Raw genomic sequence first — 25,023 nt, 5'->3', positions numbered from 1 at the left:
AAGCAATTGCAATGATTTAGGGGTTGAATGTTAAATGAAGTTTTGTAAAGATTGCGGAAGCCGCTTAGATGAAAATGGGCTATGCCCAAGTTGTAGTAAAGAATCGGAAACGGTCATCCTTGGCAATCAGGAAACCCGGAATACACCGCCTGATGAAGCCAATAACCGAACGGTACATATATTTGCCACGAATCCAAGTCCAACCGGTCCAAACCAGGACGCTGAAACCACACTGTTATCAAATGATGGCCAAGACCAGCCAACCGAATTGCCCAATGAAACGGAGGTTCTGGTGGAGAACCCTGCCTCCCATGCGACTGATAATGTGACGATTACCAGTCGTGAAAGCCATTCCGATGGAACAGTGCCTTTATTTTACGATGGATCGTCCGCCGCTGAAAACGGCGAGTCGGCTCAAGAAAGCGGACTGTTATTTGACCGCTATAAAGTGAAGTCCATTATAGGAAAAGGCGGTATGGGAACGGTTTATCTGGCGGAAGACCTGCGGTTAAAAGGAAAGCTATGGGCCATTAAGGAAACCATGATGGACCCAGGGGATTACGATGAATTTGTTGCAGAAGCAAAAATGCTCGTGTCGCTGGATCATCCGAACCTTCCAAAAATTGTTGATTACTACCCGCCAAACAAAAATGGCAAAACCTATTTGGTAATGGATTACATAAAGGGAAGGACCTTAGCGGAAATCTTCGAGGAATCCGGTTATTCGCTCCCCTATCAGAGGGTAATCAAGTATGCGATCCAGATTTGCAACCTGCTGGATTACTTGCATCATCATAAACCGACGCCCATTATCTATCGCGACCTAAAACCGACCAATGTCATGATTGATGAAAAAGACAATGTCCAGTTAATCGACTTTGGCATCGCTAGGAAATACCAAGAGGGCAAACAAGCAGATACCGTTCAGATGGGGACGATTGGATTTGCAGCACCGGAACAGTTTGAGAACACCCAAACCGACCACCGGACCGACCTCTTTTCGCTAGGCGCCATGATTTATTATCTACTCTCGGGAGGCCGGTTTATTTACTCTACCCAGCAGCCGCTTTACACCATCAATCAAGAAGTTCCGCGCGAATTGAGCGACATTGTTCAAAAGCTGGTAAAAATAAATCCAAACGAGCGCTACCAAGATACTAGGATAATAAAACAGGAACTCACTAAATTACGGGTCACTAAGCCAATCTCCACTCTTCCCGAATCGCAAAGGCCTAAGGAACAAGAGCAAGCCGTTAGTGAGAATCCAAAAGCGGAACCAAGAACGGAAAAAAAACAAAAACCGGAGAAGAAACAAAAACCCAAAGCATCATCCAAGATTAAACGGACCATCAAGAAATGGACCTATATTGCGATTTTCTTCCTGGTCCTGGGATTGGGCGCTTTTGGGGCTTACACCTATTTTACGATTCAGAATGACGAAGCCCATACGATTGACCGATTTGAAAATGCCATCATTCATAAGGATAAAAAAACACTCACCGGGCTCTTTGCTTCGCCGGATGACCGCCTGAAAATCGGAGAAACAGAAATCAATTATTTCCTGGATTACTTGGATGAAAACCCTCAAGAACTATCCCCTTTGGTCGCAAGCTTAAAAGAGCAAGCCGGGGATAGCGCGATTCAAACAGCGAAGGCGGCCGGTGAAGCGGAAAACGCTGGACAAGAACCGGCGTTTACGATCAAAAAGGGCGCTAAAAAGTACTTCCTCATCAATACTTATAAAATTGAGGTCATTCCGCAGTTTACGACGATTAGCGCAAATAAAGATCACACCGTTTTTTATCTTGGCAAAAAAGAAGTCGCTCATCTTGACGGGGAAAAGGACACGAAGGATATTGGCCCATTAATGCCGGGACTCTATCATTTGAAGGGTGTCTGGCAAACGGAGATCACATCGATTGAAGAAGAAAAGACGTTAGAATTATTCAACAGTGCCCCTGACAAGGAGCAGGAAAACAACCTGGCGTTTGAATTTAAAGGCGAATCCGTTAACTTGGACACCAATTTCCCGGAGGCCAGCTTATTTATCAATAATAAAGATACGGGGATGACCGTAGAAGAAGCGGGCACACTCGAGCCCGTCGTAACAGACGGATCCATGAAACTATTTGCCGAGTATGCTTTTCCTTGGGGAAAGATCCGAAGCGAAGAAATCACCCTGACTGACAATGGCAATGTCGAGCTCGAGATTGACCCTCTGACGGACGAGTTAAAGCAAACCTTGATGAATATTGGCCTGGAGTACGCCCAGAGTTATGCCGAGGCTTTCACATCCAATGATCCGGCAAAATTGAAGCATTTGGATGACAGTTTGGTATCTACATACCAAGATCAGATACAAGATAACCAGGCCAGCCAAACCGCCTGGAACGGCACCCTGCTGTCGGCCAAGTATGATTTGGACAGCTTTGAATTCCGCAATGACGGAAAAAAAGACAATTATGAAGTGTCCTTCGATGCTTCATTCCAGTATAATGCCACCACCTCCACACAAGGAGGAGAACCCCAAGCTTCAGAGACGGAGGATCTGAATCAAACCATAACCTATAAATACAATAAGGAAGATAACAGCTGGTTTATTTCAGGCATCAACTCCATCGGTTCTCTAAACGGTGGCAACATTAAAACATTGACCCCATAAGCAGTGGTGCAAGACATGAAAAGTGACATGGCCATTCACTTGAACAATGTGGATGGCTTTTTCATGCCTTCATGTGGAGAGGGTCGTTGCCTTCCTCTTCACAGTTGGTTAATTTTACTATTAAATTACTAATTTTATCATGTTAAAAAAGTACTATAATGGTTAATAGATTGCTTAAAAGGATGCAATTGTAAAACCAGGGAAATTGGAGGATACATAACCAACTATGATTTACTGTCGAGAATGTGGAAAGTCATTAAACGAAAGCGCCCAGTTTTGTCCCGAATGCGGGACACCTGTAAACCGGGCCAACACCCATGAAAATCTTGCTGCCGAACCGCTGCAAGGCAATACAGCGGGGCAAACCACTGTGCCTGCCCCCAATCAGATTCACGCGGAACAATCTGCAAGCCGACAAGCCGAAGCTGCACGGGCGACCGAGAAACAGCCAATGCCGGCGAAGACTCGGAACCTGCTAATAGCATCAGGGGTCGTACTGGTCCTGCTGTTTGGCGGGTATAAAACCGCAGAAACCTTAACCTCAAAAGACCGGCTGATTGATAAGTTTGAATCGGCGCTTGTGGAAAAAGACGGTCAGGCTGTGGCGAAACTGCTCTCCAGCACGGATAAAAAAGCGGAGATTAACGAAAAAACCGTCAAAGGGTTTATGAAATACTATAAAAATAATCCTGACGAAGTTTCCGGCCTGATTGAGACACTAAAAAATCAATCTAAGTATTACGACCAAACGAAAAATGCCAATACCTCGATGCTCAACAAACTCGCCGACGGGTTACTCTCGGACGGGGCTGTTAACCTTGAAAAAAGCGGAAAGTTTTTATTTTTCGATACCTATAAAATAAACGTGGATATGGTTTATCTCAATCTATCAACCAATTACAAAGACACCACACTTTATTTGGATAAAACTAAACTGGGGAAAGCCACGAAACCCGATTATGAAAAAACATACGGACCTTATTTACCGGGAATCTATAATCTCAAGGCAGAATTAAAAACGGACTTTACCAATCTCGTCACGAAAAAAGAAGTGACCTTAATGGGCGGGGCTGATAAAAAAGAGGTCAGTTTAACATTGGACGGCAAAGATGTTACCGTTGATTTAGGGGCGGACGCTGATACCTCTTCCGTAAAAGGAAAACTGTTCATCAACGGGAAAGATGTGGGCGTCAATCCATTCGAAAACCCAACCTTCGGGCCGGTGTTAACGGATGGTTCCATGAAACTTTCAGTGGAAGCCGAAACACCTTGGGGTAAAATAAAAACCAAGGAAGTGCCCATTAAAGGACAAACCGTCCATCTCAATTTAGGTAATGATGATGCATTCCAAACCCAGATTATCGATCAGGTTCTTAAATTTCAGGACCAGTACTTGATGGCCGTTACATCCGGTGATACCTCCAAACTGACCACAGCTACCACCAATGGGACCGGCAGCACACAGGATGACATCAATTCTAATGCTGAAGACGGGATAAAGTACAAAGGCAAGCACCTATCCACTGTATTCGATTTGGACAGTTTTGATGTATCCTATCAGGATGGGGTCTGGGTTGTTACTGTCGATACGGAAGAGAAATTCAATGAAGCTTACTATTATGAGGGTGAGAATGCGGAAACAGAAAGTGCAGCGCACGACGTCCGTTATTACTTGACCTATGATAAAGGGTCGAAAGCATGGTTAGTCGACTCCCAGGATGAAACCTACTCCTTTAATGATGAACATGTGAAAGAAAAAACGGTTGAAAAGCCTGTGGAATATACGACAACGTATACTGGGGCTGAAACGGCAGCATCAATGGCCGCAACCGAGGTTACATCCGATATTACGGATTTGATGAGTGATTATCTTCACGGATTGATTAACGCAATCAACGACAATGAATTCAGTGAAGTCTCATCCTACCTGTATCCTGACAGCCAGTTATATAAAGACCAGCAAGCCCTTGTGAAGTCCTTAAACGACAAGAAAATTACCGAAGATCTCCTAGACTTCAAGGTTACCGATTATTCGGGCGAAGGCGGTCAGGGGTATATTACTACCGATGAGAAAATAAAAATCAATTACGCGGACGGAACATCCGAAACAAAAGAGTACCATTGGTACTATTCCGCCGAAACTTACTCGGACGGCAATTTCCGCCTCACCAATATCCAAGAAGCAAATTAATTTCATCTATCAGTAAAAAAGCCAGCTCCTTTAAAAGGATCTGGCTTTTTCTATACTATTTGGTCATCCCATTATCTAGGAACTTTGCAGCTCGGGCAGACAGATAGGCTGGAGTCATATTGGTTGCCGCAATTACGGCAAAATACAATTCCTGCGCCTCCCTGTGGCTGACCTGCCTTGGAAGCAGTGCCCTGTCCAGCGGAGCCGCCTTTTGCGATGGCCCCTGACTTATTTTGCCTGAGAGATACAATTACCAGTATCAAAGTCACGAGGTTAAGCACCAGACACGCCACCACAAGCCATGTCGTAAGGGTGAATTCTTCTAACATAATCCGATTTGCCTCCTATTATTCATCAACTGCTATTTTCCGTCGGCTCCTGATCACAACAGCCGCGGTCGCTGCAATTCCAATGCCACTGATACCGGCGATGGAACCCGCAAACAATCCGGTGTTGTTGTACCAACGGACAAGCAGGTTGGTTGACACAAGGAAATCATTTACATTGGTTTGCAATTCATTTCCTGCCGCATCAACTGCTGTAATTTTCACATCTTGTTTGGAGTTGGAGCTTGGTATTTCAAAGTTGAAATTCTCCCCGTCAACCTTTTGATCCACTTTCTTTCCATTTAAATAGATAGCAGCCCCATCAAGAACCAGGTTATCCTTAATCGAAACGGTGGCGGTTTTGTTTTCAACCGGGTATTGTTTGCCACTTTCAATGTCGATTGGCACGATGACCGGAGCAGTCTTGTCGATACCGAATGAGATTTCCGCTTTCTTGGCTTCGTTGATATTCTCATTGACATTGCCAGCTTTATCCTCAGAGTAAAGGGCCACAGAATATTTACCGTCGCCTGAGAACAGGTCCTTCTTCACTTCATATCGGTATTGGCTCCACTTGCCTTTACCTCCGGTTTCGCTAACAGTGTAATCTTTTCCTTTTACCAAATCGGTTGGCGTACCGTTTTTGGTCATCTTCACCTTAATCGTTTCAGGCTTCAAGTTGTCCACATTGGTTTCGGTAACGATGACATCCCGTTCATCCTTCACGAACTTACCGGCGATTTTTTTCAGGGAATCATCAAACACATACACGGAACCAAAGCGATTGACAGAGAACAAGATCGTTTGGGTCGTTTGATTTCCCGCAAAGTCTGTCAGCGTGGCAGTCAGCGTATACAGGTCATCGTTTTCTTTTGCTTTTTCGAAATTCTTGAAGGCAAATACTTGGCCATTCGGTGCATCGGAATAGCTGCCGTCCGGCTTGACCTTCCCTCGGTTGGCGCCCGTTAAGCTAATCGATACCCCATTCTTATTGAAGTTTGTATCGGAATAGGCAATAACCGGAGCAACATCCCCCTTATTGGCGGATTGGTCTTCCACCCCTGTAATCGTTAGCGCCGGAGCGGTCTGGTCGACTAAGAAAGCGTCGGTTTTATAATCCGCCGCTACATTGCCGGCCATATCCGTAAAATCAATGTCAAAGCTGTAATTCCCATCAGCATTGTATCGGATTGTCGCCGTGTGGGTGTCGCCACTGGCTGACCATCCACTGAGTGTCGGGAAGGCAATGGATTTTCCGCCATCTGTTGCCGTTCCGGTGACCTTAATCCGGCTAGGATCAAAGTTATGCTCGTGAACCGAAATGGTAGCGGTTCTGCCTGCCTTATAATAGTTTCCGTTTGAAACACTATTATTGTCATAGGATACCTTGATTTCAGGTATCGTTTTATCAATCGTAAACTTTTGCTGCGCGACGGCAGGCGCCGCGTTGTCGGCGTTATCCTTATACGAGATGTCAAATGTGTAATCACCATCAGCTGAGTAGGTGACCGTTGCCGTATGCGTCGTCTTGTCAGGGTCAGCTGCATTAGCCGCCGTTGACCAGCCTGTCACCTTAGGAATCACGCCATCCGTGTTAGTGATGGTGGCTACCACATCTTCCGGCCTAAAATTGCGCTCGGTAATCACAATCGTGGCAGTGCGGTTCTCTTTGTAATAATCGGTGTTATCCCGGTCCGGTGTATTGTTATCATAGGTTACGTTAATCGATGGAGCCGTTTTGTCGATACTGAACTTCAGTTCCTTTTCCGAAACGTTTCCTGCCCGGTCGGTAATCTTTACTTTTACTACAATGTCGTTGCTATTATTGCTGACCATAAGGGTTTTGGTCATTTCCGTCACAAGGTTTTGATCCATCTTTGTGCTGCTCCAGCCAGTTGTATCGGTTGTTGGATCAAGGTTTCCCCCATCGTCCACCTTCACCTTACCGGCCTGATTATTTGCCGTGTCATAAGGGGCCGTTACTGACCACTCAATTTCACTAAGACCGGAATAGCTGTCGGCCACCGTGACATTCACCTTCATGTTTTCACGGTAAAGGTCTAAACCGTTATTGTCTTTATAATTGGTTTTATAGGCCGGATCAATGTTAATCGATGATTTGTCCGCGTGCTTTGCGGCATCTTCGATTACCGTACCATCCGGTGTATTGAACGCACTGGTGTTATTGACAGCGTCAATGGCTTTTGCAAAAATTTGCCCTTTAAACGATGCAGGAACCTCGAAGGTTACATCGCTTTCTGTCGGGATTTGGAATGTTTCTTTTTCAGATTCAGCCACTTCTTTTAAAGAGCCGTTTCCATCGACAGCATAATATTTGCCGTTCTCGTAATCTTTCAAGTAAATAACCATGGATTGAACGCCACTCACAGCACTCACAGGTGTCTTCACGCCAGTTGCGGGATCCTCCAGTTGTGCCAGATCCATTGCTTTTACAGTGACACGGGTATTCTTTTTAAAATAGAACCCGTATTCTGTAAGGCTGACATTATCTGTGATTTTATTGGCATTTTGGTCATTGTCCTCATTTGTAAAAATAAAGTCTGATAGAATTGGTGCCAATTTATCAATATAAATGGTTTTTTCTACTTTAGCAGGGTCTTCCGAGTTTTCCCGATTGTCAATGATATTTCCCGCATTGTCAATGGCCTCTACCGAAAGCTTGTATGACCCGTCGTCGTTGATGGTTACATCCTTGCTGCCAAAAGATGCGGTAGGTACGTCATGAATCGCAGGATTGGTTTGCTTTTCGGTTCCATTCTGGAAATAATATTGGTCTTGTTCGATTTCTTTTCCATTGACATGCAATTTTACCGCATTGACTCCCGAATCCGGATCCCCGACATGAATTCCGAATGTCACATCATTGCTGTAAAATTCTTTGCCATCTTTGGTGACGGAAGAAACATCCGCATCATGCTTAACCGTAATCCCCGCAGACGGTGCATTTTGCTCAATCATGATTTCCCGGTTTTTCTCGGATAAAATATTGGAGTTTGCCCCGGAAACTTCATAAGTAGCCTGATTGTTGACATTATCGGTCACAACAACATCCAAGGTTCCTTTGAAATGAACATCATCCAAGGTGAATGTTGCCAGATTGCTGCTGTCCGACTCATTCTTCAATTTCTGCACTTCTTGCTTATCGTCAGTCGCTTTTACATAGATGTCTTTAATGCCAGAACCGTATTCATTATCACTGGCATTTACCTTGATGGCTATTTGTTTGTTGAAAAAGGTTCCAAATGTAAGGAAATTCAAGGCTTTAGCCCAAGTTTCATCGTATTGGTATTCGATGTTTACGGCCTCTTTGCCCCCCGTCAGGTGCGGTGCTTCGGTATCGATAAAAATCTTTTTATCAATTGAACTACTATTTATATTTCCCGCATTATCCTTAACAACAGCGGACACTTGGTAGGAATGTTCCTCGTTATCGTTGGTGATTCCTGCATCCTTCAGGTCGCCGGTTGTGAATGGATAACTGAGTTCACTTGTTTCTTTTTCTGTCTTGTTCGGGAAATCCTTTTCATCCTTGAATGTCTTTCCGTTAGCTTCTATCTTTACGGAATGGATGCCGGATTTTTTATCTTGGGCGGTGACATTAAACTTTGCATCCCCGCTGTAGAACTGATTCCCCTCCTGGTCAACATATTCTGTAACATCGCCGGCAGGATTGACACTGATGTTTGCAGTTGGCGGTTCCGTCTCAATCATTACCTCGCCATTTTCCGCCATCATATTGGAGTTTTGGTTTGTGATTAGGACTTTATATTGATGGCCAACGTTGTCAGTCACGACGGCAGTCAGTTTTCCGTCAAATCCCTTATCCAGAGTAAACGTATTGACCGCTTTTAATCCGGTTGGTCTGAAGCTGTCCGATTCACTTTCTGGAAGATTCTCCTTGTCTTTTTGCAAGGTAATGCTTTTAATCCCAGAAGCTTCGTCTACTGCGTTGACGGTTACTTCAATATCTTCATTAAAGAACGTTCCAAAAGTGAGGAAATTGATTACTTTGGCAGCAAAACTGCTATTCTTTGATTGAGCAGATAATAGAACTGCTTTATTTGTTGCGTCGCCATCAAGGGCAGGTTCGGCTTTATCAATGTTAATGTTTATCTTCTCAACCTGGGATTGATTGCCGGCTTTATCAACAGCCCATACAGTATAATCGCCATGATAGGCTTCATCTGGAGTTGTAAAAGTAAACTCCTTGGTTTTAGGGTCAAATGCAGCCTCTTGACGGTCGGTTTCAGAATACCCGCCTTTGCTGTAGTAGACTTTATCAATGTCGGTGGAGTACTCAATACCCGTCTTTTCATCCTTTTTTACGTTGTCGATTGTACCTGACACAGTCACGGCACTCTTGAACCAGACTTTATTTCCGACCTGAATACCGTCTTGATTGTTATCATCGGTTAATTTGATATCCTTTACTTCTGGGTTTTTCGTATCAATGATGAGAAATAATCTGTCCGGCAGGCTAATCCATTTCTCGTTTTTCTGATAGAAATTGCCTTTTGTTTTGACACGAATATCACTAATGGCAGTGGATTCGCGTAAAGTATACTCTTGACTCCAGCCAAAAATCCTGGAGAAACTGACTCGGTTATAGGGATCGATTGGTTTTACAGTCAACTTGGCATCCCTTGAATAGATCAAAATGTTATCAAAATTACTTCCATCCGTGCGTTCCTTTTGGATTAACGTTCCTGCATTAGGGTCAATGGAAACAAACTTGTCCCACGGCTGGGCTGCAGGCATTGCTTCAAACGAAACTTCAATCCTCGTGTCTGAAGTGATATTATCCGTGATATAAGTGAAAGTTTCATTGTCATTGGATATAAAATTAGCACTTTCCAGACTAACGCTTCTTTCACCATTGGCATCAGTTACCTTCACTTCTGATACCCTGTACGACTCATCAGGGAAAATCGTGACCGTTGCTTTTCCATCGTGTTCAACGGAGTCTTTATCCAACCTGACGGAACCATTCCCGCCTTTAACGGTTGCGGTTACCTCATGCGTATTAATAGAGAATGTGACTCTCACTTCAATATTGGAAGTGATATTCTTGATTTCATACGGGAAATTGGTTGTCTCTTTTTTTACATCTTCCGGAATGGGAATAAAATCCTTGCCTACTTTTACGCTTTCTACATGATAGTTCTGTTCCGGAATGGCCGTGAATGAGGTTTGTTTCCCATAGTCGACTTGAACGGTTCCGCCGCTGGAAGCAAGCGAATCGACCGTTCCGTTTTCACCGGCAATAAAGGTAACCGTATAGGTGTTGACAGCAAATTTCACTTCCACGTCTACATTCTTGGTTACCATGGGAACAGTGAACTGGTAGCTGTTCGTTTCTTTCTTTACATCAGTTGGAAGATCAATAGACTCCGTACCAACTTTGATGCTTTCAATATGATATCCGGTATCCGGAGTTGCCGTAAAGGAGTGCTCTGTGCCATGCTGGACACTGATTTCCCCATTGGCAGCAACCGGCTGTTGATCGGCATCATTCGTAACCGTCCCGTTTTGAAAGTCATTAAACTGAATCTTATGGGATTGTAAAACAAACGATACCTCGATAACTGTATTTGATGTGATTTGAATATCGTCTTCAAAACGGGTCTTATCTGCAACTTCCTTTGTTTCTCCGCCTATTGTGACAGATTGAATCTCGTACCCTTCCCCAGGGGTGATGACAGTTGGCACAGTGGTTCCCTCACTGATCCAAATCGGAGCCGAGTATTCGGCACCATTAATCTCCACATGGCCTTGACCTGTTTGATTAACGGTTACATTCGGTGCAGGGGCCGGTTGTTCGGTTTGCGGATTTCCCGGACTTTCCGGTGTCTGCCCTGCCTCAACCTCTTGGTTTTGCCCGGCAGCCACATCGGTCTGCTGTACTGCCGTTTCATCCTCGCCTTGTGCGAAAACTTGAACAATCGCACTGGCCGGGATGTTGTAGGTCACCAGCAAGATAGCCAGAATCATGGCTAAAATGCGGGTGACCTTCGATTTCCTCTTTCGAAACATGATTTTCTCTCCTCGTTCCCCTTAAATATCTCGTTGCTAAACCATTCTAGTCGGCATTCTTTCTTAAAGTACCTCATCGGTATGGGTGATTTTAATGTCTTTGACAATCTTGAATTCAACGGCAGGCGGTATTACCGGCTCATATGGATTTGCCAATTCGGCCGTTTCATTCAATACTGTCGTTCCATAGTCCTGCCCAAGGACTTCTGTTCCATCATGGAGAAATTCCGTGCGTTCGGACAGCACGGATGTTTCACCGGTTGGTCCATGATTGGGCGCCAGCACCATAGTGCCTTCTCCTAAAACATTTGTTGCCGCAAAATCATAGACAGGGGCCTCATGTTGATGGATGACTTCTGTCGGCAGGATTTCGGCAGCCGCAGGACTGGATGTCTGGGCTGTCAACCCTTTGTCTTTTACCAGCCGTTTCGATATACCGCCAGTCGGGTTCGCCGTTTTACCGGTTCTGCCTGTTCGTTTAACTGGCTCCGTTAAACTCCCGCGCGCAATATTAAAGGAGCCGGGGTTATGGCGCTTATCGCCTGTCCGCTTATTTTGTTCGCGGATTTCTTGAATTTGCTTGGCGGCGGTTTTACCGCTCAAATCGCCGATGACGGCCAAAATCCTCAGTCTAAAAAACAGGATGATGGCACTTGCCAGCAGTACCGCTGCAAGGGAAAATCCCACAATGGAAATGGTTTGCCAGGTGGTTGCATCCATGGAAATCCCCCTAATCGTTATATGCGTGATCAATTGCCTGAGCGGTCAGGTCAAAGCGATTGATTACTTCATTTTTAATCGTTTCTGTTTTTTCCGCGTTAACGGCGACATTTCTAGTGGCTTTCTCGACAGACTCCGTTACGGAACGGATTTCGCTTTCCTTTATGCCATCCGCTTTGAATTTTCTTGCATATGTCTCAACAGAATACATGGTCAGCTTATAGAGTTCGAGTTTGACAATCTCACTTTCGTCAGGGTGAGCCTCAATCATTTTATTGAGATCCTTAATATCTTCCCAATAAGGACGGTATTTCCCTTTGTCCGAAGCTTCTTCGATATTCAGGGTAATATCCTGATTAAACTTGCCGATATCCCGGTACACGGCGGCCATCTCATAATAATCCCGATCCTTGGAACCGTATCGGGCAGCATCCTCAAACCATTGGATCGAGCTTTTCATCCGCGTGATTTGGTTATCATTCGTCTCGGTTTTACCATAATCATAGTAATACCAATAGATTTTGCCAATCTCAAAAGCAAGGTCCGGATAGTCCGGATTGTTGCGGAACTCGATTAAATGCGAGTTGATTTTCTTCTTTAACTTTTCTTCTTCATCAACGGTAAAAGCGGCATCGTTTTTAAACGTATCAATCAAGCCCATATAAGCCTTTGTTTCTGTCGGCTTGATATCAATCGCCCTTAAATAGTCATCTATTTTCCGAGATTCAGAAGATTCCTTTTCCGCCATCTGAATATTGCTGTTGTAGCTGGCGTTGTTGGTCTTGACTTTCATCACTTGGCCTAATACGCCAATCATCAAGCAAAGGATGGCAGAAACGGCGACAATGCTGAAGTTGCGCAGTTTCGCTTTCTGTTTGGCGCGGTACTTGTCATCCACTTCTTCATAATGGTTAAGCGCGTAGAGCAGCTCGGCGCACGATTGATAACGGTCGTCAGGATTCAGCTGCGTGCATTTTTGAATGATTCTCTCCAAACCGCCGGATAAAGACGGATTCCAATGCCGGATTGGATATAACTCGTACGGAGGCTCACTTGGGTTCTGGCCGGTCACCAAATGATAGAGTGTCACGCCCAGGCAATACACGTCGGTTCTGGCGTCGGTTTGTCCTTTTCCGCCAAACTGTTCCGGCGCCGCGTACCCTTTGGTTCCCAAGCTGACCGTATCCGCCAGATTTTGCTCTTTGTACTCCCTGGCAATCCCGAAGTCAATGAGTTTCAAGTTCCCGTCCGGCTTCAGCATGACGTTTGCCGGCTTCATATCCCGGTAGATAATCGCCGGACTCCGTGTATGCAGGTAATCCAGCACTTCACAAAGCTGCTTTGCCCATTCGATTACCAAGTCCTGCGGCTGCGCGCCGTACTCATCCAATATGGTACTGAGCGGCTCCCCTTCGATATAGTCCATGACGACATAAATCACATCGCCGTTATCAATAATATCGACAATACGGGGCAATGCCGGATGATCCAGCCTCTTAATCATGTTTGCTTCGGCAATCGCGCTTTGAAAAATAACTTCGTTGTTGCGGTCCTTGGCTTTTTTTTCAATCTCCTTTACTGCCCACTGTTTGTTAAGGCGGTTGTCCATGGCAAGATAAACCTTTGACATTCCGCCCTGTCCGATCAGCTTGAGTATTTCATATTTCCCTTCCACTATCGACCCAATTGCTGCCAAACGAAATCCCCATCCTTACACAATTTTAACAAGCATGACCGTAATATTGTCGGTTTCATTCCTTTGCTTGTTAAGTTCCACGAGTTGTTTTGCTTTTTGTTCCATCACGGTTTCATTGATTAACGTTTGCGGCGAGAAGGCGTCAAACATCTCATCCTCGGTAATCATATGGCGAAAACCATCGGAACATAGCATATATACTTCGCCGGGCACAGGCCTTCCCGTGATAAACTGCGGCTCAACGAGTTTGGAAGCACCTATACATTGCAATAGAACATTTCGTCTTGGATCGATTTGGGCCTGCTCTTGAGTAATGCTGCCGCGTTTTACCTCCCATGCGACCAATGTCTGGTCTTCTGTCAAGACCTCGAGCCGGTCGCAAATCCGATAAACCCGGGAATCACCGACATGGCCAATCAGCATAAACTTCGTATCTATTAGAAGCAAAGCCGTTAATGTCGTTCCAAGCTGTATTTTTATTCTTTGCCCGTACTCTGCAATTCGCTGATTTTGTTCTTTAATCATCCGTTCCCAACGATACTGGATTTCGTCCATATCGCCTTTCCCGAGTTGTGTTGCGAGTTCTTTATCAAACCATTCTGAAAAGGCATGGATTACGCTGGCGCTGGCAACTTCCCCCTTGGAAAGTCCACCCATCCCGTCGCAAATGACGGCTAAAACGACCTTTCCGACGGAGGTTTCGGCGATTTTCAAACACAAGCTGTCTTGATTTGTTGCTTTCCTGATTCCGACATCTGTATATGTGGCGGTTAGTATCTCCATTTCAGAACCTTCCTTGCTTATATGTAAAATACGAAGTCTTCATTGGCAAGTCGCAGTTTTGTTCCGGAAAAAATTTCTGCCTCTTTTTGCACCGGAATGACACGGCCATCCACATAGGTTTTATTGGTAGAGTTCTGGTCGATGATATAATACCGGTGATCCTTCGTGATAATGTCCGCATGGCTGCGGCTGATCGCGTTATTGTCGGAAATAAAATAATCGCAGAATTTGCTTTCCTTGCCAATTCGGAAGGACGGCTTGTTCACGCTTATTTTCTCCTGCGTTTTCTCCCTGATTAAATAAGGAAAGGACGGCTCCTCATAGGCGTCAGCGCCAAGGACCGTCGTTCCGCCATAATCCTCCACGCCCAACACGGTGGTTTCACTAAAGCTTTGGGTGCCTGCTTTTCTTGCTTGAGGCTCTTCAGCAACCGGCTCCGGAGCCAGGGCTGTCTCCGCCTTAAACGACGACCCGCAATGGACACAAAACTTAGCGCCTTCCTCACGGGGATTTCCACAATTGGTGCAGAATTTCGGCACTGCTTGTTTCCCTTCAGGTTCAGGGGCCGGAGCGGCTTGGCTTAACGGGTTGTAAGCAATCGCAGCAACATCCGCTTTGACTTCCTCGGACTTGGGCACAGGGCGGTTGTCATCGCCGAAACCGGTAGAACCCGATGGGACATGTGAATTGTTTTCTGCGGTTTTCCCCATCATTTCGAGAATTAATTTTTCAAATCCATTAATAGAAAACGGGGTCAGGCTCTTAAAGTAGTTTAAATAAGAACCGACATAATCGTGATTGTCATTTTTTGAAAAGATCACCCGGAATGGGAGGTCCTGAAAAAACTCGGCTATGCCAGATGGGTTCTGGTTGTTAACAATCGGCCAAAAAATGCATTTGATTTTTTTGGTGCTGGGATCAAGGAAAATGTACTCACAATCAAGTACCAGATTGTTGACGTTCAATAAATGCCTTTCGCACTCTTTCACAACAATGATTAATTGCCTGACCATATCCAAGAACATTTTCTTGCTCATCACACTGCTAAAATAGGATTTTAAGGACATCATGCCAACGATAGAAGTTTTCAGGGTCAGCCCTTTTTTGCTGCTTTCGGCTGTAACGGGGATGAGCCCTTCCAGCAGGCCGCGAGCGATGCCGTTTAATTCCCGCTCATTAATGGCCTCGGGATAGTTTAACTTGTTAACAACCACATATTTATTTTTTGTCTTTTCCAGTGTTGTTTTTCCCATAAAAATCTCCTGCTATCAAAATCGTATCATGAAAAATAGTTTAATAGCCTGTTATTCTATAAGCTATTGGCCCGATCTATGGCCACTTTTTGCGCTTTTTTATATTGGTCGGCTACATAACGCAAGGTGTCGGCATAATCTTCCATGGCCTTTTTCATATTCCCTGCAGTGGATTTAGCATCATCGAGCTCATTCCAGCTCGCTTTAAATGCTTGATAATCTTTCCCCTGCCAAGAAGCCCCCAGTTCTGCCACTACTTGATTGGCATGATTCATCTTGTCCTTCTGCTTATTAACGTAGCTGTCCACGGCAGTTGCCGCCTTTTCAAATTCCGTATAGTTGACATTAATGAACGGACTCATTTTTATTCCTCCCTATTTAAAAGCGTCCGCTAATCTTGTAACATTTGTCTCCGTCACATTATATCCATCGGAGACCTGCATTTTAAGGAACTTAACTTGCTGGTCCATCACCTTGTGACGATTTTCCTTCAAGGTGTCCTTTATTTGATGAAAGTGGCCGATTACGGCTTCTGAAGCATTGCTGTGCCATTCGCTGCTCAAATGTTTGATGGCTGTCTCGAGTTTCTCAAAATCGTCATCAATTTGGTTATTGATTTGGCTTAATCGGTTCGCTGCTTCCAGAACCTTCCCGGTATCGACGGCAATTCGACTTGCCATAGGTTCCCCCCCTTATTTGCCCTGTGTTTTTTCCAGAAACCACTCTGCAAGATTAGACGGGTTCACCCTGTCCAAGCTTCTCTTCGCGGTTTCACATTCATGGATAAAAGACCGTAATTTCGCAGCAGCCACTTCACTGCCAATCCCCTCAAAGTCACGCTGGAGTCCGGATTCAATGCTTTCAAGTTCTGTTATAATACGGTTTAATTCGGACTTCACACCACTTAAACCACTTGACATTTTGCTTCGCCCCTCCTATTAAAATCTGCTGATGATTCTGGATTCAGCCGTTTCAAAGGCTGATGCGGTATCCCTTAAATAATCAATAAGTCTATTCATTTGCCCTTTCGTAGGCAAATTTTCAGCAATGGCCAGATTGATAATATCCATCAGACCCTCTGTTAAATAAAGGACATTGAGATCGGAATCGATAGATGAAAGGCGTCCTTTTACTGATTCCAATCGGTCCGCATATGTGTGCAATCTGGAGGTGTCCAGTTTAATATGTGGTGTGGCATGAGCCTTCTGGCCGGAACCGAACAGGTTCTTGAGGCCGCCAAACACCGTATTGTAGGCATTCATCAGCATATTGTGGAAGTCTTCAATTTCTTTTTGAGCCCATCTTCCCATTTCATGGAGTTTTTTCACAACAGAATCCACGATTTGCGGGAAAAGTTCCTCCACCAAGTAATCCCTCAATGCTTCCAACCGGTCCATAACAAAATCATAAACTATTACTCTAACCATAGTAGTTATCACAGACCTCACTAGATTTATCACCACTGTTGCAACCGCTGCAAATAATACCTCAGGAAATGCGATTACTGAAACCACCAATCCCACTGCTATTGCCGCAATGACAATTTTACCGGTAGTTGTAAACTTTCCGTCTTTATACATTACTTTTCCTATTTTAAAAGCACCTGCTGAGAGTGCAGCCAAGCCGCTTACCAAGATGGATGCCGCTTTAGGGCCTATTAGACGGTCCATACCTTGGGAAAAAGGAGATGTTATGTACTTTGAAAATGCGGTTGAGAAAGCATCAGGTTGATCAGTGACCACGACGTTGCCTTCCCCATCAAACTTGACGTACTGCGTTCCATGTTGCGCAAATCCGTCCTTTTTCAATTCTGCGTATTGGTAATCAATTCCGTCAACACGCTGCAACAATCCGCCTACAAGGGATTGTTGGTAATGATCCATGTCTATATTTGCCACCTTGACCATATCTATATATTTTTGGTGGTCTTTGATATACTCATCAGTGAAACCTGGTCCATCATAGCTGACAGTCCGTTTAATCCGATCCAATACGTCAATTTGGGCAGCATAGAAGGTTGCATGCTCCGCAAGATTCCCTCCTAAGGAATGTCCTGTAAACGTGATATTATCATATTTATCAAAATAGCCTTCTTCTTTTAACTCATCCATAAATTTTTCCGCATCTTCTTGCTGCGCTGTCAGGTCTCCTGCAAGAAGCCCCATGTCTGCCCCGAGCCAATCTTGTTGGATATTTTGTAATTCCGAAGGTGGTTCACTTCCACGAAATGAGACAACCAACCCTTGCGGCGTATCTAAAACAACAGCGTAGAGGCCTGATTGGCCTGGCTTATTACGATCAAACGTTTTGACAACTTTCCAGTCCTCTAATGCATAATCAGGCAATTGGTCTACTTTTGTATGATCCAAACTAACAATTTTATCTCCATAAGTATTCTTGCCGGCAACCAATTTATCAAAATGTTCCTGTGGAATCTTATCGGGCCTGCCGTCCACATCGACATTTAAAAGTTTTCCTACCGAATATGGTCCTTTTCCAAAACGCATATTCTTATTTAATATATCCAAGTCTAAATACGCAATATCGGTTGTAAATTTCAGATCTTGATCCGTTAAATGATCCTTTGTCAAAGCTATTCACCAACCTTGTCCGATGCCGATTTACCAACTTCAAAAACGTGGAAACCTTCTGAATCAATGTATAGTTTCATTTCATTTACAACATCAAAATCAACATACATACTGTCTGAAATTTGTATCTGCTTCATGAACTCCTTGTGGCAAGCTTCATAATTCCCGTCTGAAATCACATGAATGGCAACTTGAAAATCAGTCTTCAGGCCTGCGGTATAAACAGCGTTTAATGCAGATTCAAACTTCTCAGGTGTTAACCCTGGGGACTCTTTGACAATCATATCGGCTGAAAAATAGCCAGGTTTATAAGAATTCACATATTCCCTAAGTGAAATTTCCGGGTTGGTTTCTGATGAACTGTCAGCTTCCATTACAACAGTGTTAGTCTCACTATCAATTCCTTCTGATCCCAGTTCCCTTTTTATTACTTCATTTACTGAATGACTAATCAGTCTAGGAATATAGTTATCGGAAACCAATTTCCCATCCTCATTCATAACAGCGCTAAATAGTAAATCTTCATTATTTTTTGGATGCAGATAAGTGGTTACAGTCCCATCATTGCCTGTGCCATACCGGCCGCCAATATGTGTTGCTTCAAATTCTTGATTATATTTCTTCTGTAACAATTGTTCGACATCCGCCGCCTGCTCTTTATCAATTTCACTGCAGCCAATCAAGCTGAAAATCGATAGCCCCATAATGATGACACCCACCTTTTTTAAAAACTTCTTTATCATATTTAAACCCTACTTTCATTAAGAGAGAAAACAGCAAATCTATTTCCACTCTCAGAGGAGTTATTTTCTGAATGTGACTAAAGACGACGGAAAAACCCATCGCCTTTAGATTTAGTTTTTATTATTTAAATTGATCCGCCAAGCTTACAACGGTTGTTTCTGTTTCGAAGTAGCCTTGGTCAACATTTCTTCGAAGGAAATCTACATAGCTGGTAATGATATCATAGTAGGTTTGGAAGTACTTTTGAGAAAATTCCTCATATGCAGCAACGGTTGCGTCTGCACCTTCACCTTCCCAAGTGCTTTTAAGATTATTAATGGTTTCTTTACTGCGTGTTAATTCATCCATAAGCTTGTTGTTGATACCTTCAAGAGTTTGCGCGATTTCAGCAACTTGCGCCGTATTTACTTTAATGGTTCCTGCCATCTTCTCCACTCCTTTCCAAAATAAGCAATTAGTTCGTTAACTTTGTTGCCATCGATGTATTGGCATCTTGTCTAGCAGCATATTGCTGGCTTTGAGTTTTAAGTGTGCCGCTTGCTTGGCTTAATCTTTCGACCATTACCTTTAAGTAATTTTCACTAAACGTGGAAATTTGATTTACGTATGCTTGGTTATCTTCCCCATCCCAAGCTTCTCCCATCGTGGTAGCCACTTGAACTAACTGATTGTAAAGTCCTCTATATGCTTCCGAAATGTCAGCCAATTTCTGAGAAGCTGTGTCAAGATCTTGAGGAGTTACTTTAATTTTCTTACCCATTTTCTTTCTCCTTTCTAAACATTAAAAATTTATATCAGCATGAGCTTGGAACCGTTATGAATCCCTAGTTCGGCAACAGCCATGTTAATATTGTAAATTATTCCGGATTCTGCATCGCACAACACTGCATGGTTATTGGCTTTGTATTTTCCATCTGATAAATCACTCAGTAAAGCGGAAACCATTTGCAGTACCTCGCTCATTTGGCTTTCCAATGGTATGTAAACATCAAAGCTCTTTCCTGCAGCCGGAAGGAAAATTTCAACAAGCACTTTATTCATCGCTGTCACGATTCTCCTTTTCTGAGTTTAATAGCTTCACCTTTACACCTTTCCCTTTTTGCAGGGAGAAACCAAATTCAGCTGTCATGTCTTCACGCATTTCAGATGTTTGCTTTGTAGCCTTGAGGTTAAATTGCTCCGTAATGCCACCGCCAACCCAAATGCCATCGCCTGGATTGATTTGGGCCTTATACCACTTATCAAAAGTCAAACCTTGGACTGACTTGGACTGTTCGGCAAATAGAATCGTCATGTTATACTTGGCATCGCCTCTTTCTAAAATTAAGCCAAGCTTTTCCTGTCCTTCTTTTGATAGGGCATTCTTTAGTGCCGCGATTGAATTGATCAGTATGACCTTTTGGTCAAAGTGTTCCACTTCGACTCCCCTTTCAATCGCGTCTTTATAAGTATTATTACGGTAAAGCACTAGTTCAAATAGTGCAGCTACAACATTTTCAAACTCTTTAACGGTTGAATAATAAGAAACATCTTGATTGTTCCTATCGATAAAACTTTGCTGTCCGTCAATCACCGTCACATCAAGCCCACATTTTTGCGCCATAAAACCGGCTAATTCATGGGTAAAAGGAAGATGCTCGGTAGAAGCAGATAAAATCATATTTAAATAAGATTTTCCGAATGGATAATAATGAACTTGAAGCGAGTTCTTTTCTACACCGATTGGGATCGTTAAGCTTCCCTCCGGTCCAACATATTCGGACAAGAATTCCTTATCCACCATATCCGGCAAAATCGGAATCTTTCTGGCCGAATTGCCTTTCCAAGCCACCTGAAGCTTTATGGATTGGTTATAAATAAATTGGTATGGCACAGCTTCTTCTGTTATATGAGCCACCTGGAATTCGTAGATGGCATCCCGTTTGACAAGTCCTCTGCCTTTGAATTTCGAAGGATACAAACCTTCCGTTTTACCAACGACGGTTGAATAATCTGCTTCATCATTTAATTGCAACACCAGCAGTTGTTTAAAGTTTTGCAACAGACGGAATTTAACAGAACCTGTACCGAGAGCCGTTAAGACAAAGTAAATTCCGTACTTGATTCCTTCACGTGACAGGTAGGATACGGCTGGCTCTTTTTCATCGTACATTTCGGTAAACGCGGCAAAGTTATTGATTGCGACCACGATGGACGGCATCTTTTCACCGGTTTCCCTAATATAAGAAGCATGGTCACCGCCATAATCGGCAAATAACTTCTTCCTGGTTTCTATTTCAGCATAGAGCATTTTAAATAAGTTATTAATCTTTTCACTCTCATAAGAGAGAATCACATCCCCCACGTGAGGGGCTTTGGCAAATGCCCTAAGGGTTTCAGAAGCAAAGTCGAGCAAGTAAATATTGACTTCATCCGGCGTATGCTCCTGCATGAGCGAATAAACCATGGTATTTAAGAAGGTTGTTTTCCCGCTTCCCGCTACCCCGTAAACAATGGTGTTTCCTTCCTCTGTAAGCGGCAGACGGAGCAAACACTGCTGCTGTCTTGCCGGGTCATCATACTCACCGATTACTGGGTTAAGCACGAAAGAATCTTCATGACGGATATTGTATTTTTGCTTCACATCATTTAATAGAATCATAGCCGGAATTGGTTGCATCCAAAGCGGACGGATTCTGATGTTTTCTTCCACTGCAATATTGCGCAGATAGTCGGTAATGACATCCATTTGCTTTTTCGGGTTGGCAAACATGGTTTTCTTTTTATCGATTTTTGCTTCTTTAATCGGCCTTCCGTTTCGGTCAATGACTACCACACTATTATCCTTTTCTACTACCACTTTATCAGAAGGATAATAAGGTGCCCCTGCCCATGCCGACTGGCCCATTTCAAACAATTCGTTGTATCCGACTTGGAGGTAGAAGCGTCCTGTATCGGTAAGTTCAGCGGCATCCGGCCGTTTGAGCATATCCATGCTATCGGCCCGTTCCTGGACTTTCAAGCTGACGCGGAATTTACTGTTACTCCAGATTTGGTCATCGACGACACCGCTAGGCTTTTGGGTTGCCAAAATCAAGTGAACCCCTAAGCTCCGGCCAATCCGTGCCGCAGACACCAGTTGCGCCATAAATTCAGGCTGCTGCGTTTTCAACTCGGCGAACTCATCCGAAATGATGAACAAATGCTGCAGCGGCTCGCTCACAACGCCTTCACGATAAAGCTTTTGATATTTATAAATATCAATATTGCTCTCGCCAACCTGCTTTGAGGCATCGGCAAAAATGGACTGGCGGCGTTTCAATTCACTTTCGATTGAAATTAGCGATCTCTTGATTGCCGCTCCATCCAAGTTGGTGATGATACCGGCCGTATGCGGGAGGTTCTCGAATGATTTGGCCATACCGCCGCCTTTATAGTCAATCAAAATGAACGCGACTTCGTTCGGATGATAGTTGACTGCCAAGGATAAGATGTAGGAGATAATAAACTCACTCTTACCGGAACCGGTCATCCCCGCGACCAGACCATGCGGCCCATGAAATTTCTCATGCAGGTCGAGCTTGAATAATTCCCCTAATGTATCCACACCCACAGGGGCCTCCAGTGATTTCGTAGGGTCATTATCCTTCCACCGTGTTAAAGCATTCAAGTGTTCGACCTTCCCCACACCAAACAGTTCCAAGAACGTAATCATCTTTGGCAGGTTAAAGGAGTCGGCCAACGTGTCAAGATGAATATTGGCAAGCTTAACGCTTAATTCGTGTGGATCTCTTGATATATCGAAATCTGGAACAAATGATACAGATTTCCCGGTGATATCGTTTTTATCAAACAATTTCCCGCTGTTTTCTTCCAGTTCCACAACCATGGTCGTTTCTTTTGGCAGATTTTTGAGTTCATCGTAAAAAGTAACCACACTAATATGTAGATTTTTTTTCTTCGAATAAACCTGTTTTAGCATCTCTGCCCTGATTCCCAAGTCCTTGCTCATCGCAAACACAATATAATAAGGCTTAACATCTTCAAAGTCACTGTCATTAATTTGGAAACGGGCCTCTATTTCTTTTTCTATGTAGGCAGAAACTTCCTTTAATTCATTATTATTTGTGGCAATAAACCGGAATTGATTATCGTTGCTCCATACATGTGGCAGCCATCTTGTAAAACCAAAGTCATCCTCTTCATTCTGGTCATACACAAACACCAATTTCACTTCATCATAACTATATAGACTGGTCAATTGGAAAATTAGACCTTTAACGAAATCAATCGCTTGTTTTCGCGCTCCAATCACACCGGAAATGTGATTTTCAAATAACGATAAGGTGATCGGTATATTTTTTAAAACCTTAGGAGTCTCAACCAAGGTATATAGTTCTTCTTCGAGGTTGTCATCATCAATCGAGAATTTCTTTTCTGAATAACTGATTTCGGCTTCCAGTATTCCGCTGCCAGTACCGACCCTCAACTTTAGGAAATCGTTTTGCCCCAATCCGCGTTCCCATAGATTTCTGTCGACCTTATCAATTCGGTTGACAAGGTCTGAAACCGGAACGTGATTTTCGCGCAGGATCTCTTCCTGCTTTTCAATTTCCTCGTCAAAGTGGATCGCAATTTTATCCAAATATTCCTTATATTTTTCCTGGCGCAGTTTTTCCTTTTTACGTCTCCGTCTCCTGTCATATCTTTTAGACATAATCGGCCACATGATGGTACCAAGCAGCATGCTGCATGACATGACAATAGAAGGCATCGCTCTGGAAAAGTCACCTGCGGCCATGGCATTATTGACAGCAAAGATAGCCGTTGTCATGGAAGCCATCCCCATTGTTACGGATGGTCCCAGCACCAACATCAAGGGCATCTCATCGCCAATCGCATTTGACGGTGGCGAGTCAATTTTAAATACTGCCGTTTCCACATCACGCTTAAATCGTGGAGATCGGTAAAAATAATCCGTTGGGGGTGCCTCGTATTCCTCGTCTTCATCTACAGGTACAGGCGCTTGATTAATAAACGACTTAAGTGCGTTGGCTTTTACAGAAAGGGTCCCATCGGGGTTATTTAAGGCGATAAAAAAGTTTCCAATGATTATTTTGTAGCCCATTATGTATATCGTGTCACCAATGTTTAAATTCTTATTTGTCACTCTGAATCCATTAACAAAGGTTCCGTTTGTACTATTTTGATCGGTAATGCTCCATTGTCCATTACGAAAGGACAGTTTTGCATGGGATGCCGAAACGAATTGATTCGTTAGTGCCACATCGTTTTGACCGGTTCTTCCAATCGAAAGGTCCACATCACGGTCTACCAAGTACTTCGTATAGATTTGGCGGTCATCCGTTGTCGGTTCTGTAAACACGATTGTCTTACTTTCGTGGTCTTTGGTCTCCAAATTATAAATACTTAACGGGCTTAATACCGTGTTGCGGATCGGTTGGCCTGAATGGTCCAGCACTTTTACATCTTTGTTGGATTTTAGAAGCCACTCACCGTTTATGCCTTCGATTCCGATTAGTTTCTTGGAGGACGCTCCGTTTGAATCATAAATCCAATATTGTCCCCTGATTTTTTCCGGTAAACTGATGGAGTTAATGCTCTCTTTATTGATTAAGGTAACAATCATCTACTACTTCCCCTGACACTTATCTTTTCTTAAGATGTTTATCTTTGTTGCAACTAAGAAACATTCCAATTATCCCAAAGTTTTCCACTTATTTCATGCGACTTTTTTCCCGAAAAGCATCCAATTATTTACCTATTCTTTATAACCTTCTGATAAATAAACTCTCTCTTATTCTGAGCCACATGTTGAATATGGTGCTTTTTGACCTTTAACGCCAATAATATATTTGGCATAATCCGTTTAACTGACACTTATTTTAGCACAGAAAATGTAAATTTGTTCATAAATCTTTTATTTTTTGACACATTTTCGTAACATTCGCCATTCATTCATCTATTATAGGTGTATGCATGGTAGAAAAAAGGAAGTTGTTA

At 43.6% G+C, this 25,023-nt stretch carries 16 protein-coding genes; 2 read left to right on the top strand and 14 right to left on the bottom strand.

Annotation, left to right across the window (positions count from 1 at the left end):
- Positions 1-34: 34 nt before the first annotated feature.
- Together ACY8D0_RS12490 and ACY8D0_RS12485 are read left to right on the top strand one after the other, a co-directional pair.
- Positions 35-2,662, top strand: coding sequence for a protein kinase domain-containing protein (locus ACY8D0_RS12490; RefSeq protein ID WP_462410832.1), 2,628 nt, complete (start codon positions 35-37; stop codon positions 2,660-2,662).
- A gap of 226 nt (positions 2,663-2,888) precedes the next feature.
- Entirely contained in the window at positions 2,889-4,853 is a 1,965-nt protein-coding gene (locus tag ACY8D0_RS12485) for a zinc ribbon domain-containing protein (protein ID WP_462410831.1), read from the top strand.
- 347 nt (positions 4,854-5,200) lie between these two features.
- On the opposite strand, the gene ACY8D0_RS12480 is transcribed toward ACY8D0_RS12485, so the two are convergent.
- The 14 genes from ACY8D0_RS12480 to essC all read right to left on the bottom strand — a co-directional run bounded on the left by ACY8D0_RS12480 (position 5,201) and on the right by essC (position 24,649).
- Complete coding sequence (locus tag ACY8D0_RS12480) at positions 5,201-11,233, bottom strand: InlB B-repeat-containing protein (protein ID WP_462410830.1); 6,033 nt, start codon at positions 11,231-11,233, stop codon at positions 5,201-5,203.
- A 63-nt stretch (positions 11,234-11,296) separates the two neighbouring features.
- Positions 11,297-11,953 carry a hypothetical protein gene (locus ACY8D0_RS12475; protein ID WP_462410829.1) on the bottom strand — a complete coding sequence of 219 codons (657 nt, stop codon included), beginning with the start codon at positions 11,951-11,953 and terminating at the stop codon, positions 11,297-11,299.
- Positions 11,954-11,963: 10 nt separating this feature from the next.
- On the bottom strand, positions 11,964-13,649 hold the full coding sequence (locus ACY8D0_RS12470) for a serine/threonine protein kinase (RefSeq protein WP_462410828.1): 1,686 nt from the start codon (positions 13,647-13,649) through the stop codon (positions 11,964-11,966).
- 15 nt (positions 13,650-13,664) lie between these two features.
- The gene (locus ACY8D0_RS12465; protein ID WP_462410827.1) at positions 13,665-14,432 is read right to left on the bottom strand and encodes a PP2C family protein-serine/threonine phosphatase; all 768 of its coding nucleotides are present in this window, start codon (positions 14,430-14,432) and stop codon (positions 13,665-13,667) included.
- A gap of 17 nt (positions 14,433-14,449) precedes the next feature.
- Positions 14,450-15,685, bottom strand: a complete 1,236-nt coding sequence (locus tag ACY8D0_RS12460) for a DUF6382 domain-containing protein (RefSeq protein ID WP_462410826.1) — start codon at positions 15,683-15,685, stop codon at positions 14,450-14,452.
- 56 nt (positions 15,686-15,741) lie between these two features.
- Positions 15,742-16,047, bottom strand: coding sequence for a WXG100 family type VII secretion target (locus ACY8D0_RS12455; RefSeq protein WP_462410825.1), 306 nt, complete (start codon positions 16,045-16,047; stop codon positions 15,742-15,744).
- A gap of 12 nt (positions 16,048-16,059) precedes the next feature.
- A complete protein-coding gene (locus ACY8D0_RS12450; protein WP_462410824.1) occupies positions 16,060-16,365 on the bottom strand; it encodes a WXG100 family type VII secretion target in 306 nt (101 codons plus the stop codon).
- A 12-nt stretch (positions 16,366-16,377) separates the two neighbouring features.
- On the bottom strand, positions 16,378-16,605 hold the full coding sequence (locus ACY8D0_RS12445; RefSeq protein ID WP_462410823.1) for a hypothetical protein: 228 nt from the start codon (positions 16,603-16,605) through the stop codon (positions 16,378-16,380).
- Between the two features lie 18 nt (positions 16,606-16,623).
- Positions 16,624-18,276 carry an Mbeg1-like protein gene (locus tag ACY8D0_RS12440; protein ID WP_462410822.1) on the bottom strand — a complete coding sequence of 551 codons (1,653 nt, stop codon included), beginning with the start codon at positions 18,274-18,276 and terminating at the stop codon, positions 16,624-16,626.
- Between the two features lie 2 nt (positions 18,277-18,278).
- Positions 18,279-19,019 (bottom strand): hypothetical protein, encoded by a 741-nt coding sequence (locus ACY8D0_RS12435; protein WP_462410821.1) that lies wholly within the window; start codon positions 19,017-19,019, stop codon positions 18,279-18,281.
- Positions 19,020-19,140: 121 nt separating this feature from the next.
- On the bottom strand, positions 19,141-19,446 hold the full coding sequence (locus tag ACY8D0_RS12430; protein WP_462410820.1) for a WXG100 family type VII secretion target: 306 nt from the start codon (positions 19,444-19,446) through the stop codon (positions 19,141-19,143).
- Between the two features lie 28 nt (positions 19,447-19,474).
- Complete coding sequence (locus tag ACY8D0_RS12425; protein ID WP_462410819.1) at positions 19,475-19,780, bottom strand: WXG100 family type VII secretion target; 306 nt, start codon at positions 19,778-19,780, stop codon at positions 19,475-19,477.
- 29 nt (positions 19,781-19,809) lie between these two features.
- Entirely contained in the window at positions 19,810-20,061 is a 252-nt protein-coding gene (locus tag ACY8D0_RS12420) for a methyltransferase (protein ID WP_462410818.1), read from the bottom strand.
- Positions 20,054-24,649, bottom strand: coding sequence for a type VII secretion protein EssC (gene essC / locus ACY8D0_RS12415; RefSeq protein WP_462410817.1), 4,596 nt, complete (start codon positions 24,647-24,649; stop codon positions 20,054-20,056). The genes ACY8D0_RS12420 and essC overlap by 8 nt, the downstream gene beginning before the upstream one ends.
- Positions 24,650-25,023: the final 374 nt, after the last annotated feature.

The sequence above is a fragment of the Neobacillus camarae genome (assembly GCF_054950115.1).
This window is presented reverse-complemented; position numbering and strand designations above follow the sequence as displayed.